The following is a 16,954-nucleotide window of genomic DNA, read 5'->3' on the forward strand; positions in this document are numbered from 1 at the left end:
TCGGTGGTCGGCGTCGCGCTCATCGGTTCGCTCCCGTCGCGGTGGTGAGGGCCTGGTCGAGGTCCCAGATGATGTCCTCGGCGTCTTCCAGGCCGACGGAGATGCGGATCAGGTCGGGGCGCACTCCCGCGGCGACGAGCTGCTCTTCCGTGAGCTGGCGGTGCGTCGTGGAGGCGGGGTGGATGACGAGCGTGCGGGCATCGCCGATGTTCGCGAGATGCGAGGCGAGCTGGAGGTTCTCGATGAGAATCTCCCCCGCGGCACGACCGTCTTCGGCCGCGACGCCGAACGCGAACACGGAACCGGGTCCGAGCGGCAGGTACTTCGCCGCGCGCTCGCGATGCGGGTGCCCGTCGAGTCCAGCCCACGTGACGTAGGCGACCCGCGGGTCCGACTCGAGCCAATCGGCCACGATGCGGGCGTTCGCGAGGTGAGCGTCGATGCGCTGCGGGAGGGTTTCGATCCCCTGGAGGAGGTTGAACGCCGACTGCGGGCTCAGGGCGGGGCCGATGTCCCTGAGCTGCTCCGACCGGAGCTTGGTCAGGAACCCGTACTCGCCGAAGTTGTCCCACCACTTGATGCCGCCGTACGAGTCGACGGGTTCGGTCATCTGGGGGAACTTGCCGTTGCCCCAGTCGAACGTGCCCTTCTCGATGACGACGCCGCCGAGCGTGGTCCCGTGCCCGCCGAGGAACTTCGTGACCGAGTGGATGACGATGTCCGCACCGTGCTCGAGAGGTCGCGCGAGGTAGGGCGTCGCCAGCGTCGCGTCCACGACCAGCGGCACCCCGGCGTCGTGGGCCACCGCGGCGAGACCTTCGATGTCGGCGATCTCCCCGAGGGGTTGCCGATCATCTCCACGTACACGACCTTGGTCTCCGGGCGGATGGCGGCCGCGTAGTCCGCCGGGTCGGTGGAGGAGACGAACGTGGTCTCGACTCCGAAGCGCCGCAAGGTGACGTCCAGCTGGGTGACGGTGCCGCCGTAGAGCTGCGCGGCGGCGACGACGTGGTCCCCCGCGCCGACCAGTGCGGCGAAGGTGATGAACTCGGCGCTCATGCCCGAGGCAGTCGCCACGGCGCCGATGCCGCCTTCGAGCGACGCGAGGCGCTCCTCGAGTGCCGCGACGGTCGGGTTGCCGATGCGGGAGTAGATGTTGCCGTACTTCTGCAGGGCGAACAGGTTGCCCGCGTCGGCGGCGTCGTCGAACACGAAGGAGGTCGTCTGGTAGATCGGAACCGCCCTCGCGCCGGTCGACGCGTCGGGGTGCCTCCGGCGTGCAGAGCTCGGGTGCGGAATCCGAAGCGGTGTTCTTCCGTCATGCTGTCCTCAGTTCGGCGGCGGCGAGCACGTCGGCGATGTCGTCGACGGCCCAGGGGTTCTGCAGCGATGTGGTGTCTCCGAGCGGTCGGGGATCACGGCCGGCTCTCCGGTCCTGCTCGGCTTCCCACAACTCTGCCAGGAGTCGGCGCATGATCTTGCCCGAGCGGGTCTTCGGCAGGTCGGGGACCACCACGATGTGCTTGGGCTTGGCGACGGGGCCGATCGCCTCTGCGACCTGGCTGCGAAGGGCGGAGGGCGTCACGTCGGCGCGTCCGGACGGCGTGACGAAGGCCACGACGGCCTGCCCGGTGACGGGATCGGAGACGCCTGCGGAGCCCGCCTCCCCCACGGTCTCGTGGGCGACGAGGGCCGATTCGATCTCGATCGTCGAGAGGCGGTGTCCTGACACGTTCACGACGTCGTCGAGCCGTCCCAGAATCCAGATGTAGCCGTCTGCGTCCCGGGTCGCACCGTCACCGGCCACGTAGAATCCGCCGTGCTCGCCCCGACCGGCATACGTCGACCAGTACGAATCGCGGTAGCGGATCGGATCGCCCCACACGGTGCGCGCCATCCCCGGCCACGGACGCCGGACCACCAGGGTTCCGGATCGACCGGGGCGACTTCTTCTCCGCGCTCGTCGACGACGGCGACGTCGATGCCGGGAAGCGGCACCGAGGCCGATCCCGGCTTGAGCGTCGTGACGCCCGGCAGCGGGGCGATCATCGCCGCACCGGTCTCCGACTGCCACCACGTGTCGATCACCGGTAGTTCGTCGCGGCCGAAGTTGCGCCGGAACCACACCCAGGCCTCGGGGTTGATGGCCTCGCCGACCGTGCCGAGGAGTCGAAGGGTCGTCAGGTCGTGTCCTGCGGGCAGTTCCACCCCGAACCAGGTCATGAACGTGCGGATCAGCGTGGGCGCCGTGTAATAGACGGTCACCCCGTAGCGCTCGATGATCTCGAGGTGGCGCTCTCGGTGCGGCGTGTCGGGGGTGCCCTCGTAGATGACCTGCGTGAGTCCGTTGGAGAGCGGACCGTAGATCTCATACGTGTGCGCGGTCACCCAGGCGAGGTCCGCGGTGCACCAGTGCACGTCGTCGGCCTTGGCGTCGAAGTGGGCCCAATGCGCCCAGCTCGCCTGCGTGAGGTACCCCCCCGAGGTGTGCACCAGCCCCTTGGGCTTACCGGTCGTCCCTGAGGTGTAGATGATGAAGAGCGGATGCTCGGCATCGAACGACTCCGCCAAGTGCACGGGCGAGGCGGTGTCGACCACGTCATGCCACCACACATCTCGACCGTCGGTCCACGGCACGTCCTGCCCGGTGCGGCGCAGCACGAGCACGTGCTCGAGTGCCGGCAGGTCGGCCGCGGCGATGTCGGCCGTCGACTTGACCTCGGTGGCCGCTCCGCGGCGATACTGCCCGTCACTCGTGACGAGCAGCTTCGCACCGGTGTCCACGAGGCGGAATCGCACGGCCTCGGCGGAGAATCCGCCGAAGACGAGGGAGTGCACCGCGCCGATCCGTGCGCAGGCGAGGGTGATCACGATGGTCTCGACGAGCACGGGAAGGTAGATCACCACACGGTCGCCGGGCCCGATGCCGAGGGCCGTGAGCGCGTTGGCGGCGCGCGACACGCGCCGCAGCAGGTCCGCGTAGGTCACGGGGATCCGGTCACCCGGTTCCCCTTCGAAATGCAGAGCGATCTTGTCGCCGAGTCCCGCTTCGACGTGACGATCCACGCAGTTGACCGCGACGTTGAGCCGGCCGCCGACGAACCACCGCGCAGCGGGAACGGCATCGCCTGCCGGAGGGTCCCATTCGTGTGCCGTGTGCCACGGTTCGGACCAGTCGAGACGGCGCGCTGCCTCCTCCCAGAAGCCGACGGGGTCGGACTCCGCACGCGTGTACGCCTCCGCTGTGACGTTCGCGTCGACGAATCCCGCGGGCGCGGCGTACGCGCGCGACTCCTGCAGTCGAGCCTCGGTCACGCTCACACCCACCGACGGAGCAGGTACTTCTCCACCAGCACGAGAATGCCGTTGGTGATGGTGCCCAGGAGCGCCAGCAGCACGATGGAGAGCAGGATGCGGTCGACGCGACCACTGCTCTGCGACTCCGTCAACAGGAATCCGAGTCCCATGGACGCGGCGATGAGTTCGGCGGCGACCAGGAACAGCCACGCCTGCGCGAGCGCCAACCGCAGTCCGGAGATGACCGAGGGCACGACCGCCGGCAGCTGCACGATCCGGAACAACGACCAGCCGCTGAGGCTGAACGAGCGGCCGGCCTCCACGAGGTGCGGATCGACGTGCCGGAGTGCCGACGCGACGGTCGTGTAGACGGGGAAGAAGGCGCCGATCGCGATCAGTGTGACCTTCGACTCCTCGCCGATCTGCATCCACAGGATGAGGAGCGGCACCCAGGCGAGCGAGGGCACGGCGCGGACAGCGGCGAGAGTCGGGCTGAGGAGTACGTCGCCGATGCGCGAGAGTCCGACCACCCCGGCGACGGCGAGACCGATGACCGATCCGATGGCGAATCCGAGCAGCACGCGCTGCACGGATATGGCGATGTGCGTCCAGAGCTGTCCGGTCTCAGCCAACTCGACGCCGGCCTGGAACACCGAAGCCGGCGGGGGCAGGCGGTACGGCGGGACCATCCCGCTCGTGGTGGCCACCTGCCAGGTGATCAGGATGACCGCGGGAAGCAGGAGCCCGGCGAGGATCCGCACGGCCGGTCGATCCCACACGCGCCGCGCAGTCCTGTGCCGAGGCTGCGCGACACCCTTCGCGAAATCGAGCGCGTCGCGCGATTCCTCGGGAACGATCAGTCGGTCGGGAATGGTCACTCGCCGTCGACCGCCTTCTTCGCGAAGGTGTCGTTCACGATCGAGGAGAGCGCCTTGTCCACGGAGTCCTGGCCGCCCTGCACATCGCCGGATTCGACGAGGACGGGGGCGATCTTCTCGAGCACGGCGATCTGGTCGTCACCGGGGACGCCGCTGACGTCGAGGTTGGAGCGCTCCTGGATCACCGTGGCGGCGACGTCGGGGTCGATGCCGGCGACCTCGGCGAGCAGCGCCGCCGTGTCTTCCGGATTCTCCAGCGCCCATTCCCTGGCCTGCTCGTACGCGTCGACCACGGCCTGTGCGAGGTCGGGGTGGTTCGTGATGAAGTCCTCGGTGGCGTTCAGGAACCCGTAGGTGTTGAAGTCCACGTTGCGGTAGATGAGCTTGTCGCCCGACTCCACCTCGGCGGCGGCCATGATCGGGTCGAGGCCTGCCCAGGCATCCACCGAGCCACCGTCGAGCGCGGCGCGGCCGTCGGCGTGCTGCAGGTTCTGCACCTCGACATCGGAGAGGGACAGGCCGCCCTCTTCGAGCGCGCCTGCAGGAAGAAGTAGGGATCCGTGCCCTTGGTGGCCGCGATCGACGCACCCTTGAGGTCTTCGACCGAGGAGATGTCGCTGTCCGGCCCGACCACGATCGCCGACCACTCGGGCTGCGAGTAGATGTCGATGACCTGGATGGGCGAGCCGTTGGCACGGGCGAGGAGAGCAGCGGAGCCGGCCGTCGAACCGACGTCGACCGATCCGGAGCGCAGCAGTTCGTTCGCCTTGTTCGAGCCGGCGGACTGCACCCATTCCACGGCGACGTCGTCTCCGAGGATGTCTTCCAGGATGCCCTGGTCCTTGATCACGAGGCTCAGCGGGTTGTAGGTCGCGAAGTCGATCGACAGGGTGTCGGACGACCACTCGGTCGTGCCGGGCGTGCTCTCGGTGTCCGACGCGGTGGCGTTCTCTCCGGCGACGCAGCCGGTGGCGACGAGCATCATCGTGCCGGCGATCGCGATCGCAGGGACGATTCGGCGGGTGATGGTGCTCATCGGGACTCCTCGGTGATGCGGTGGTGGGTGTCGACGCCGAGGCCTTCGAGAAGGTCGGCGCGCAGGTCGGCGAGTCCGCGATCGGCGCGGTCGCGGGGGCGGTCGCCCGGTACGGAGACCGTCCGGGCTACGGATGATTCGTCGTCGCCGGATCCGCCCAGCGTGCGCAGCAGCAGGACACGGTCGGCGAGGTAGAGGGCCTCTTCGACGTCATGGGTGACGAGAAGGATGGTGGTCGGCTCCGCGGCGTGGATCTTCAGCAGCAGGTCGTGCATGCGAAGCCGGGTCAGGGCGTCGAGAGCTCCGAACGGCTCGTCGAGCAGCAGCACCCCGGGGTTGCGCGCGAGCGCTCTGGCAAGAGAGGCACGCTGTGCCATTCCTCCGGACACTTCGCGGGGGCGCTGATTCGCCGCATGATCGAGGCCGACCAGGTGCAGAAGTTCGGCGACGCGCTCACGGCCAGCCCGACGAGCGGTGCCGCGAGGCAGACCGAGCTCGACATTCTGGGCGATGGTGCGCCACGGGAGCAGGCGAGGCTCCTGGAATGCGACGGCGGTGCGCTCGTCCACGTCGGCCACGCCGATGCCGTCCAGCTGGATGCTGCCGCGTGTCGGGGCGTCGAGTCCGCCGATGAGCCGCAGCAGGGTCGACTTGCCGCAGCCGGAGGGACCGACGACGGCGACGATCTCGCCCGCAGCGATGTCGAGCTCGACGCCGCGGAGCACGTCACGACGTCCCTGCGGCAGGGGAACGACCGCTCCACGTCGTCCAGGCGCACGGACTGCGCTGCGCCTGCCGTCGTCGAGGCGTCAGCAGTGCGCGATGCGGGCAGCAGGGCGGTCATACCTTCATGCTGGCCGAGGGGATCGATTGTTACGAATGCGATCGTAATGTTGCGTCACGCAACCGGGTTCCGTGTCGGGGACATGCGAAAACGGGCCGCCACGCCCGCCCGAAGGCGAGGTGGCGACCCGTTTCAGAGTGCTGCTTAAGCGTTGCCGCCCGAGAGCTTCTCGCGCAGAGCGGCGAGAGCCTCGTCGTCCGCGAGGGTGCCGGCACCGGCTGCCTCGCTGGAGAAGGACTGGCCGCCGAAGTCTTCGCCGGCTGCCGCCTCGGCCTCGGCCGCCTTGACGACCTGAGCCTTGTGCGCCTCCCAGCGAGCCTGGGCCGCAGCGTACTCCTGCTCCCATGCCTCGCGCTGAGCGTCGAAGCCTTCCTTCCACGCACCGGTCTCGGCGTCGAAGCCCTCCGGGTACTTGTACTCGCCGTTCTCGTCGTACTCGGCGAGCATGCCGTACAGGGCCGGGTCGAACTCGGTGCCGTTGGGGTCGACCGACTCGTTGGCCTGCTTCAGCGACAGCGAGATGCGACGACGCTCGAGGTCGATGTCGATGACCTTGACGAAGACCTCTTCGCCGACCGACACGACCTGCTCAGCCAGCTCGACGTGCTTGCTGGAGAGCTCGGAGATGTGGACGAGGCCCTCGATGCCGTCTGCGACGCGCACGAAAGCACCGAACGGGACGAGCTTGGTGACCTTACCCGGCGTGACCTGACCGATCGCGTGGGTACGGGCGAAGACCTGCCACGGGTCCTCCTGCGTCGCCTTCAGCGACAGGGAGACGCGCTCGCGGTCGAGGTCGACCTCGAGGATCTCGACGGTGACCTCCTGGCCGACCTCGACGACCTCGGAAGCGTGCTCGATGTGCTTCCAGGACAGCTCGGAGACGTGCACGAGGCCGTCCACGCCACCCAGGTCGACGAACGCACCGAAGTTGACGATCGACGAGACGACACCCTTGCGGACCTGACCCTTGTGCAGGTTGTTCAGGAACGTGGTGCGCGACTCCGACTGCGTCTGCTCGAGCAGCGCGCGGCGGCTGAGGACGACGTTGTTGCGGTTCTTGTCGAGCTCGAGGATCTTCGCCTCGATCTCCTGGCCGAGGTACGGCGTGAGGTCGCGGACGCGACGCAGCTCGATGAGCGAAGCCGGGAGGAAGCCACGGAGGCCGATGTCGACGATGAGTCCACCCTTGACGACCTCGATGACCGTACCGGTGACGACGCCGTCGTTCTCCTTGATCTTCTCGACGTCTCCCCAGGCGCGCTCGTACTGTGCGCGCTTCTTGGAGAGGATCAGGCGGCCTTCCTTGTCCTCCTTCTGGAGGACGAGGGCCTCGACCAGGTCACCGACGGCGACGACCTCGTTGGGGTCGACGTCATGCTTGATCGAGAGCTCGCGCGAGGGGATGACACCCTCGGTCTTGTAGCCGACATCGAGGAGGACCTCATCGCGGTCGATCTTGACGATCGTGCCTTCGATGATGTCGCCGTCGTTGAAGAACTTCAGGGTCTTCTCGACCGCGGCCAGGAAGTCCTCAGCAGATCCGATGTCGTTGATGGCGACCTGCTTGGTGGCCGGGGCGGTCGTTGCGGTAGTCATGTAGTGGGTTGTCCTTGTTGAATGGAGACTCGGGCTGAGACCCAACGACCGCGCACGGCCGACTGCATGGTTCTCAGCGGTTGGATTTTGGCTTCTCGTCACGAGGGCACGCGTATACACGCCACGAGTGACGGTTAAGGCTATCAGAAGTTGGGATGCCGCAGGGAGCGCGATCTGGACCTTCCTCTGTGGATAACTCCTGACGGCGCTCCCCCATTCCTTCTACGGTGACCTGGTGCCGTCGCTCACCGCCCTCACCCGGCCTCGCCCGCTCCGCATCGCGGGGCTCGCCGCCGTTGTCTTGCTCCTCGCCGGATGCGCACCCGATCCCGCTCCGACCCCGACTCCCGCCTTCGCATCGGAGGAAGAGGCCTTCGCCGCCGCCGAAGCGACGTATCGCGCGTACACGGATGCGCTCAATGATGTCGATTACGCCGATCCTGAGACGTTTGAGCCGGTCTATCTATTGTTGTCGGACACCGCAGCCAAGTCGACGCGGCTGGCCTTTAGCGAGTTTCATGCGAAGGGGATCACTTCAACCGGCGACACGCGCTTCTATTTGTTCTCGGGAGTCTCTGCGGATTTAGCCCAGGGAGTCATCGACGCAAACGTCTGCGTTGACGTCAGTCGGGTTGCGGTAGTCGATGCGACGGGCGCATCAATCGTGTCGGCAGAGCGCCCTCCACAACAACCGATGGGTGTGACTTTCGTTGCACACTCTAAGGCGGACAATCTGACGATCTCCGCTCTTCATGCGTCAGAGGAGTTCACGTGCGCGCCGTGATGTTGCTTGGCTCGTTGCTGATTCCTCTGACCATCACATCCCTGCCCGCAAGCAACGACTGCAACGCAGCCATCTCCGTGACTATCGGATGCTCCAACGACGGGACGCATTTGACGCTCTCCGGGACGCAAACCGAACGCAACAACTCACCATCCCCGGACAGTCATCACAACCCATCCGACGGTCCACCTACTCCCCCTACCCCCTGTACATCGGATCCCGTGCGTGTGGCCTCGTGCGAGTTCTCCGCGGTGCACGTCACGAATGACGCCGGTGCCCCGCTGACGATCACCGATGTCGCGCAATTCGCACCGTCGCCTGTCACCACCGCCGCCGAACCGGGAGATGTCGGCGTCGCGGGGCTGCCGATGAACTTCGTGGCCGGCGCGACAGCGCAGAATCGCAGCGGCACGCTCCTCGGCAGACCGATCACGGTGCGGTTCACCCCCACGCACGTCGATTTCGTCTACGGCGATGGCGAGTCGCGGACATCGACCGCTGGCGGTGAATCCTGGGCCGCACTCGGCCAGGCATCGTTCACACCGACTCCGACGAGCCACACCTATCGGGCTCGCGGCACATATCTCACGCACGCGACAATGCACTACACGGCCGAGGTCGACATCGGAGGCGGGTGGTTTCCCGTCACGGGTGAGCTGGCGATCGACGGCTCTGTTCGACGGGTTCGCGTGTACGAGGCCGACACGGCGCTCGTCGCGCGGACCTGCACCGAGCAAATCGCCGCCCCCGGATGCTGATCACCGGGGTCGCACGCGGACCCGTGCACCACCTCGCCGCGATCGAGACTCGTGACGCCGCCGTGCCAGACTGTCGTTCGTGACCGATCGCCTCATGCTGCTCGACACCGCCAGCCTCTACTTCCGCGCGTTCTACGGAGTGCCCGACAAGGTCACGGCACCCGACGGCTCGCCGATCAACGCGGCCCGTGGTCTGCTCGACATCATCGCGAAGCTCGTCACCCTCTACGAGCCGACGCACGTCGTCGCCTGCTGGGACGACGACTGGCGTCCACAGTGGCGTGTCGACCTCATTCCCAGCTACAAGACGCACCGTGTCGTCGAGGTCGTGGTCAGCGGACCCGACGTCGAAGAGGTCCCCGATCCGCTGGAGGCGCAGATCCCCCTCATCCGCCAGACACTCGCCGCCATCGGCATCCCGATCGTCGGCGTTGCGGAGCACGAGGCGGACGATGTGATCGGCACGCTCGCGACCGACGCCACGATGCCCGTAGACATCGTCACCGGCGACCGCGATCTGTTCCAGCTCGTGGACGATGCGCGCGACGTCCGCGTCATCTACACGGCACGCGGAATGAGCAACCTCGAGATCGTGACCGACGCCACCGTCGTCGCGAAGTACGGTGTGCTCCCGTCGCAGTACGCCGACTTCGCGACGCTGCGCGGCGATGCGTCCGACGGTCTGCCCGGCGTGGCGGGTGTGGGTGAGAAGACAGCGGCCACTCTCCTCCAGACGCACGGCGACCTGGAAGGCATCCGTGCCGCAGCCGAAGCGGGCGAGGGTATGAGTGCGGGCGTCCGGGCGAAGGTCCTCGCGGCATCCGCGTACCTCGACGTCGCCCCGACCGTGGTCGCTGTGGCCACTTCCCTTCCGATCACGGCACCCGACGTCCCGCTGCGAGTACTCGACCCCGCCGAGGCCGACGCGGCTTCCGCCCTCGCGGAGAAGTGGAATCTCGGCAGTTCGATGACGCGCGCAGTCACCGCGATAGCGAAAGCTGCCCTCCCGACCGGCTGACTCTCGGACCGGCGGCGTCAACCCGCCCAGGCGAGCAGACGCTCGAGGCCCCAGGTCGTCACGATCCGCGAGACGGGGACGCCGGCCCGCTCGGCCCGCTCGGCGCCGTGATCGAGAAGCGAGAGCTGCCCAGGGGCATGCGCATCCGAGTCGATCGAGAACAGGCAGCCCGCTTCGAGGGCGATGGCGATCAGCTCATCCGGCGGGTCCTGCCGCTCCGGACGTGAGTTGATCTCGACGGCGACACCGTTCTCGGCGCACGCGGCGAACACCGCCGCCGCGTCGAACGCGGAGGGAGGACGTGTGCCACGATCGCCTTGCACCAGACGGCCTGTGCAGTGCCCGAGGACGTTCACCCGCGGGTGAGAGACAGCCGCGATCATCCGCGCCGTCATCGGCCGGGCGTCCATGCGCAACTTGGAATGGACCGAGGCCACGACGATGTCGAGTTCTGCCAGCAGGGCGTCTTCCTGGTCGAGGGCACCGTCTTCGAGGATGTCGACCTCGATCCCCGCGAGGAGTGTGAATCCTTCGCCGGACTCCGCCCGCACCAGCGGGATCTGCTCACGGAGACGCTCGGCCGAGAGTCCTCGTGCGACGCGCAGCCGGGGCGAATGGTCCGTGATCGCCTGGTACTCGTGTCCCTGGGCTCGCGCTGCGGCGGCCATCACCGAGATCGGCGTCGTGCCATCCGACCAGTCGGTGTGCGCATGCAGATCGCCGCGCAGCTTGGCGCGAAGCGCCGAGACCCGCTCGGGCTCGACGTCACCGCGCAATTCGACCAGGTAGTCGGGGACCTGTCCGGCCTGCGCCTGTCGGATCACGGCGAACGTGGATTCGCCGATCCCCTTTGCCGCGCGCAGCCTCGTGGGATCCGCCGTGATGTCGTCGGGCAGATCCTGGAAGGTGGCTGCCGCCTGCCGGAACGCCTTCGCGCGGTACCGCGACGCGCGCTCGCGCTCCAACAAGGAGGCGATCTCGAGCAACGCGTCGACGGGATCCATGACTCACCCCTGCGGTGTCGCCAGCTCGCGGCTCACATCGATCCACTGATCGAGCTTCGCGAGCGCACTGCCGTCATCGACCGCTGCCGTCGCCTTGTCGTACCCGTCGCGCAGACGCTCGAGGATAGGTCGCTGCACCTGCCCGGCGTCTTGGGACAGTTCGAAAGCGACGATGCCCGCTGCCGCGTTCAACAGCACGATGTCGCGCACAGGCCCGGTCTCGCCCGCGAGCGTGCGCCGGAGGATCTCCGCATTGTGCTGCGGCGACCCTCCGATGAGGTCGGCGAGGTCGGCGATCGGGATGCCCAGGTCGCGAGGGTCCAGGTCGTGCTCGTGGATGTCGCCTCGAGTGACCTCCCAGATACGGCTGTGCCCCGTCGTCGTGAGTTCGTCCAGGCCGTCGTCACCGCGGAACACGAGCGCGGTCGCGCCGCGTGTGCGGAAGACGCCCGTGATCAGCGGAACGCGCTCGATCTGCGCCACGCCGACGGCATTGGCCTCGGCACGCGCCGGGTTGCACAGCGGCCCGAGCATGTTGAAGACCGTCGGAACGCCGAGCTCGGCGCGCACGGGACCTGCGTGTTTGAAACCGGGGTGGAACGCACCCGCCCAGGCGAACGTGATCCCGGTGCGGTCGAGGATGGATGCCACCGCAGCAGGATCGAGCGAGAGCTCGAGACCGAGGGCCCCGAGGACATCGGAGGAACCTGAAGCGGAGCTCGCGGCACGGTTGCCGTGCTTGACGACCGGTACCCCGGTCGCGCCGATGATGATGGCGGCCGTGGTGGAGACGTTCACCGTGCCGACACGGTCGCCGCCGGTTCCGACGATGTCGAGCACGTCGGGGGAAACCGGAAGCGGCACGGCCGCCTCGAGGATGGCATCGCGGAACCCGACGATCTCGTCGATCGTCTCCCCCTTCCCGCGGAGGGCGACCAGGAAGCCTGCGAGTTGCGCCTCACTCACGCTGCCCTGCATGATCTGACGCATCGCCCACGTGGACTCCCACACGCTGAGATCGCGACGCTCCAGCAACGAGGTGAGCACATCGGACCAGGTCAGCGAATCAGCCATGTGTGCGATCCTATCGGCGCGGAGAAAACATGCAGATGCATCCGCAGGCATGCGCGCGCGGGCCTCACCCCCTGTTTCCCGCGGATTCACCGGGTATTCGCAGTGTTTTCTTAGGGTCCCCTAAGTCATCCGCAGCCAAAACAACGGCCTCCGGTGCAAGAATCACGCTCGAGGATCGGCCATAATGGAGGGGTGACGACCTCAGCGACGTATGCCCCGGCGGCGAGAACGATCAAGCGGCCCAACCCGGTAGCTGTCGGCACCATTGTGTGGCTCGGCAGTGAGGTGATGTTCTTCGCGGGACTCTTCGCGATCTACTTCACCCTCCGCAGCACCTCACCGGAGCTGTGGGCCGACCGGACCGAGCTGCTGAACGTCCCGTTCGCCGCAGTGAACACGGCGATCCTCGTCCTCTCCTCGTTCACGTGCCAGATGGGCGTGTTCGCGGCAGAAGACCTGCAGCCGTACAAGATCGGCAAGGGCCAGAAGAACGGCGCCGGCCGACGTCGCCTGTTCGGCTGGGGAATGGTCGAGTGGTTCTTCCTCACCTTCGCCCTCGGCGCGATCTTCGTCTCGGGCCAGGTCTGGGAGTACGCCCAGCTGGTCGCTGAAGGCATGCCCATCAACGCCGACTCCTACGCATCCGCGTTCTACCTGACGACCGGCTTCCACGCCCTGCACGTCACGGGCGGCCTGGTCGCGTTCCTGCTCGTCATCGGCCGCGCATACGCCGTCAAGAACTTCCGGCACAAGGAGGCGACCTCCTCGATCGTGGTGTCCTACTACTGGCACTTCGTCGACGTCGTCTGGATCGTGCTGTTCCTCGTTATCTACTTCCTGAAATAAGAGCGGAGCTGATCCCCGAGATGGCACGAGAGAAGAAGCGCCGTTCCCGCGGTCGTCGCAGCCCTTTGGCGGCGGCCGCCCTCATCGGCGCAGGCCTCATGATCACGGGCGCGGTGTATGCCGGCACGACCGCCGCGTTCGCTGCGTCCGACACGCAGACCGCATCGACCCAGTTGACGGTCGAAGACGGCGAGAAGCTGTTCCAGGCGAACTGTGCGACCTGTCACGGTCTCGACCTGCAGGGAACGGCCAACGGCCCCAGCCTCTACGGCGTGGGTGAGCTGGCCACCGAGTTCCAGCTGTCGACCGGCCGCATGCCGCTGCAGATGCAGGGGCCGCAGGCACCGCAGAAGGCACCGCAGTTCACGGAAGACCAGATCCTGGCGATCTCTTCGTTCGTGCAGTCGGAGGCACCCGGTCCGACGTTCCCGTCCGACCACCTCCTCGACGGCAAGGGCGATGTCGCGAACGGCGCGGAGTTGTTCCGTGTCAACTGCGCGATGTGCCACAACGTGGCTGCCGCCGGTGGAGCGCTCACCGAGGGCAAGTACGCTCCGGGACTCAGCGAGACCAGCGCACTGCACATGTACGCGGCCATGGTCACCGGCCCGCAGAACATGCCGGTCTTCGGCGACATGAACCTGTCCGACGAGGACAAGCGCGACATCATCTCGGCGCTGCTCTTCCAGCAGCAGTCCGTGCAGATCGGCGGATTCTCGCTCGGTTCGCTCGGCCCGGTCTCCGAGGGCCTGTTCGTCTGGATCTTCGGAATCGGCGCGCTCGTCGCCATCACCGTGTGGATCACGGCGAAGTCCAACTGACGCTTATTCATCGAAGAGGAACGTACGAGGAGCACCATGGCACACGACGACGACTCGCAGGCTCTTGACAGGGCCTACCAGCCCTCTCCGGGGCTGGGTGTCGCAGTCAGCGATCCCGTGCAGAACCCCGGTCTTCCGCCGCATCGCGAGCGGATGACCGACAAGGACCCGCGCGCTGAGAAGGCCGCTGTCCGCACCGTCTACACGCTGTTCTACCTCTCGCTCGCCGGCAGCATCTGGGCGGTCGCCGCCTACATGCTGTTCCCGATCGAGAGCGGCGCGCTCATCGACATCCGGCAGAACAACCTCTTCATCGGGCTCGGCATCGCTCTCGCGCTGCTCGCACTCGGCATCGGCGCGATCCACTGGTCGAAGGCGCTCATGTCCGACAAGGAGCACATCGAGCACCGCCACCCGACGCGGGGCAAGGACTCGACGCGCGAGGCCGCCATCAAGGCGTTCGCCGACGCGAACGAGGAGTCCGGCTTCGGACGCCGCACGGTGATCCGCAACTCCCTGTTCGCGGCGATCGTCGCATCGATCATCCCTGGCGTCACGCTGTTCCGCGGCCTGGCCCCGCACTCGACGCCCGACGACCCCACAGCAGGAGACCCGGTCGTGCTGCTCAAGCACACGATGTGGGAGAAGGGCGCGCGACTGGTCCGCGACCCGGACGGCACGCCCATCCGCGCCGCGGACGTGACCCTCGGGTCGGCGTTCCACGTGATCCCGGAAGATCTCGCCACCCTCAGCCACCACGACGGCTACCTCGAAGAAAAGGCGAAGGCCATCGTCCTGATGATGCGCCTGCGCCCCGAGCAGCTGATCGAGGCCGAGGACCGCAAGGACTGGTCCTACGACGGCATCGTCGCGTACTCCAAGGTCTGCACGCACGTCGGATGCCCCGTGGCTCTGTACGAGCAGCAGACCCACCACCTCCTGTGCCCGTGCCACCAGTCGCAGTTCGACGTCACGGACCACGCAAAGGTCATCTTCGGCCCCGCGGCTCGTCCGCTGCCGCAGCTGCCCATCACCGTCGATGACGAGGGCTACCTGGTCGCACGAAGCGACTTCACGGAACCCGTCGGCCCGAGCTTCTGGGAGCGCCATTGAGCACCGCAACGCTGTCCAAAGAGGACAAGGACACCAAGGCGCCCCTCGGCGGTCGCTTCGTCGGTGCCGCGTCGAACTACATCGATGAGCGCACCAGCCTCTCGGGCTTCGTCAAGGAGCTCGGGCGCAAGATCTTCCCGGACCACTGGTCCTTCATGCTGGGCGAGATCGCGCTGTGGAGCTTCGTCGTCGTGTTCCTCTCCGGAACCTTCCTGACGTTCTTCTTCCAGGCGTCGATGGTCGAGACCCACTACACCGGGGCCTATGCGCCCATGCGCGGCATCGAAATGTCCGCGGCGCTCGAGTCATCGCTGCACATCTCCTTCGACCTGCGCGGCGGGCTGCTCGTCCGTCAGATCCACCACTGGGCGGCGCTCGTCTTCATCGCGGGTATCGGCGTGCACATGCTCCGCGTGTTCTTCACCGGAGCGTTCCGCAAGCCGCGTGAGCTCAACTGGGTCATCGGCTTCATCCTGTTCATCCTCGCGATGGCAGAGGGCTTCACCGGCTACTCGCTCCCCGACGACCTGCTCTCGGGTAACGGCCTCCGCATCATCGACGGCATGATCAAGGGTCTCCCCCTGATCGGAACCTGGACCTCGTTCCTCCTCTTCGGCGGCGAGTTCCCCGGAACCGACATCGTGGGGCGTCTCTACACGCTGCACATCCTGCTGCTGCCGATGCTCGTCATCGCGCTGATCGTCGTGCACCTGATGCTCATGATCATCAACAAGCACACGCAGTTCGCCGGCCCCGGTCGCACGAACGACAACGTCGTCGGCTACCCGATGATGCCGGTGTACATGTCGAAGATGGGCGGGTACCTGTTCATCGTCTTCGGTGTGATCGTGCTGATCGCGACGTTCTTCCAGATCAACCCGATCTGGAACTACGGCCCGTACGACCCGTCCCCCGTCTCGGCCGGTACACAGCCTGACTGGTACATCGGTTTCGCCGATGGTGCGTTGCGTCTGGCCCCGTCGAACTGGGACATCGTGTTCCTCGACCGCACCTGGTCGTTCGGCATCATCGCGCCGGTCCTGGTCCTCGGCCTCTTCATCGTCGTCGTCGCGATCTACCCCTTCATCGAAGCGTGGGTCACCGGCGACAAGCGTGAGCACCACCTGGCCCAGCGTCCCCGCAACGCGGCGACGCGCACCGCGATCGGCGTCGCCGGCGTCATCTTCTACGCCGTCCTCTGGGCAGCAGCCTCGTCCGACCTCATCGCGACGCACTTCATGCTCACGATGGAGGGAGTGATCCACACCCTCCAGGCACTGCTCTTCCTCGGCCCGATCCTCGGCTACTTCGTCACGAAGCGCATCTGCATCGCGCTGCAGAAGAAGGACCGTGAGATCGTGCTGCACGGATACGAGTCGGGCCGCATCGTCCGCCTCCCCGGCGGCGAGTTCATCGAAGTGCACCAGCCGGTCGACAAGTACGACCGCTGGAAGCTCATCGACGTCGACGGTTACGAGCCCCTCGTGGTTCGCCCGAACGCCAAGGGACGCATTCCGTGGACGGAGAACCTCCGCTCCTCGATCTCCCGCTGGTTCTTCGAGGACCGTCTCGCGCCGCTCACGCAGGCAGAGGTCGAAGCCGCCGACGCGCACCAGCACCACGTCACCGCTCACAACGACGAGACCGAGGCCGCGGAGATCCAGGGCGCTCACGAGCGCGCGGGCTTCCCCGACGCTCCCCTCACGGTGGATGAGACGCACGTCGACGAGACGCCGAACACCCCCAGCACGGTGATCGCCACCGAGCCGGTGAAGAAGCCTCGTCGCAAGAACACGGAAGAGGATGGCGAGTAGCCACTCCTCCTCCTGAAGAAGGCCCCGTCCGCGCGGACGGGGCCTTCTTCGTCTCCGAGGGTGAAAGG

11 protein-coding genes and 4 pseudogenes are annotated in these 16,954 nt (G+C 67.0%); 7 read left to right on the forward strand and 8 right to left on the reverse strand.

Annotated elements, in window-relative coordinates; translation table 11 throughout:
- Positions 1 to 19 precede the first annotated feature (19 nt).
- The 6 genes and pseudogenes from K1X59_RS11995 to rpsA all read right to left on the reverse strand — a co-directional run bounded on the left by K1X59_RS11995 (position 20) and on the right by rpsA (position 7,654).
- Positions 20 to 1,322: pseudogene (locus tag K1X59_RS11995) on the reverse strand (O-acetylhomoserine aminocarboxypropyltransferase/cysteine synthase family protein).
- Positions 1,319 to 3,327 (reverse strand): annotated as a pseudogene (acs, locus tag K1X59_RS12000) (acetate--CoA ligase). The pseudogenes K1X59_RS11995 and acs overlap by 4 nt, the downstream one beginning before the upstream one ends.
- Positions 3,318 to 4,175, reverse strand: coding sequence for an ABC transporter permease (locus tag K1X59_RS12005; protein WP_244631965.1), 858 nt, complete (start codon positions 4,173 to 4,175; stop codon positions 3,318 to 3,320). The pseudogene acs and the gene K1X59_RS12005 overlap by 10 nt, the downstream one beginning before the upstream one ends.
- A pseudogene (locus K1X59_RS12010) lies at positions 4,172 to 5,211 on the reverse strand (aliphatic sulfonate ABC transporter substrate-binding protein). The gene K1X59_RS12005 and the pseudogene K1X59_RS12010 overlap by 4 nt, the downstream one beginning before the upstream one ends.
- Positions 5,208 to 6,055, reverse strand: a pseudogene (locus K1X59_RS12015) (ABC transporter ATP-binding protein). Before K1X59_RS12015 ends, K1X59_RS12010 begins: the two co-directional pseudogenes overlap by 4 nt.
- Before the next feature lie 144 nt (positions 6,056 to 6,199).
- Positions 6,200 to 7,654 (reverse strand): 30S ribosomal protein S1, encoded by a 1,455-nt coding sequence (gene rpsA, locus K1X59_RS12020; protein ID WP_183150271.1) that lies wholly within the window; start codon positions 7,652 to 7,654, stop codon positions 6,200 to 6,202.
- 235 nt (positions 7,655 to 7,889) lie between these two features.
- Between rpsA and K1X59_RS12025 the strand changes: the two genes are divergently transcribed.
- From K1X59_RS12025 to K1X59_RS12035, 3 genes are all read left to right on the forward strand, one after another.
- Positions 7,890 to 8,438: a hypothetical protein gene (locus K1X59_RS12025; protein WP_183150272.1), complete on the forward strand. Its 549-nt coding sequence runs from the start codon at positions 7,890 to 7,892 to the stop codon at positions 8,436 to 8,438.
- 221 nt (positions 8,439 to 8,659) lie between these two features.
- Complete coding sequence (locus tag K1X59_RS12030; RefSeq protein WP_183150273.1) at positions 8,660 to 9,196, forward strand: hypothetical protein; 537 nt, start codon at positions 8,660 to 8,662, stop codon at positions 9,194 to 9,196.
- Positions 9,197 to 9,275: 79 nt separating this feature from the next.
- Positions 9,276 to 10,214 (forward strand): 5'-3' exonuclease, encoded by a 939-nt coding sequence (locus K1X59_RS12035; protein ID WP_183150274.1) that lies wholly within the window; start codon positions 9,276 to 9,278, stop codon positions 10,212 to 10,214.
- A 17-nt stretch (positions 10,215 to 10,231) separates the two neighbouring features.
- On the opposite strand, the gene K1X59_RS12040 is transcribed toward K1X59_RS12035, so the two are convergent.
- Entirely contained in the window at positions 10,232 to 11,218 is a 987-nt protein-coding gene (locus K1X59_RS12040; protein ID WP_183150275.1) for a PHP domain-containing protein, read from the reverse strand.
- A 3-nt stretch (positions 11,219 to 11,221) separates the two neighbouring features.
- Positions 11,222 to 12,292, reverse strand: coding sequence for an anthranilate phosphoribosyltransferase (gene trpD / locus K1X59_RS12045; RefSeq protein ID WP_183150276.1), 1,071 nt, complete (start codon positions 12,290 to 12,292; stop codon positions 11,222 to 11,224).
- A gap of 288 nt (positions 12,293 to 12,580) precedes the next feature.
- Here trpD and K1X59_RS12050 point away from each other — a divergent pair, with 288 nt between their 5' ends.
- The 4 genes from K1X59_RS12050 to K1X59_RS12065 are packed head-to-tail and all read left to right on the forward strand — an operon-like array spanning position 12,581 to position 16,886.
- Positions 12,581 to 13,138 carry a heme-copper oxidase subunit III gene (locus tag K1X59_RS12050; RefSeq protein ID WP_205828862.1) on the forward strand — a complete coding sequence of 186 codons (558 nt, stop codon included), beginning with the start codon at positions 12,581 to 12,583 and terminating at the stop codon, positions 13,136 to 13,138.
- A gap of 20 nt (positions 13,139 to 13,158) precedes the next feature.
- Positions 13,159 to 13,959: a c-type cytochrome gene (locus K1X59_RS12055; RefSeq protein ID WP_183150277.1), complete on the forward strand. Its 801-nt coding sequence runs from the start codon at positions 13,159 to 13,161 to the stop codon at positions 13,957 to 13,959.
- 36 nt (positions 13,960 to 13,995) lie between these two features.
- A complete protein-coding gene (locus K1X59_RS12060) occupies positions 13,996 to 15,072 on the forward strand; it encodes a ubiquinol-cytochrome c reductase iron-sulfur subunit (protein ID WP_183150278.1) in 1,077 nt (358 codons plus the stop codon).
- A complete protein-coding gene (locus K1X59_RS12065) occupies positions 15,069 to 16,886 on the forward strand; it encodes a cytochrome bc complex cytochrome b subunit (protein ID WP_183150279.1) in 1,818 nt (605 codons plus the stop codon). The genes K1X59_RS12060 and K1X59_RS12065 overlap by 4 nt, the downstream gene beginning before the upstream one ends.
- Positions 16,887 to 16,954 lie beyond the last annotated feature (68 nt).

This window comes from Microbacterium sp. Se5.02b (genome assembly GCF_019464375.1).
Classification (GTDB): domain Bacteria; phylum Actinomycetota; class Actinomycetes; order Actinomycetales; family Microbacteriaceae; genus Microbacterium.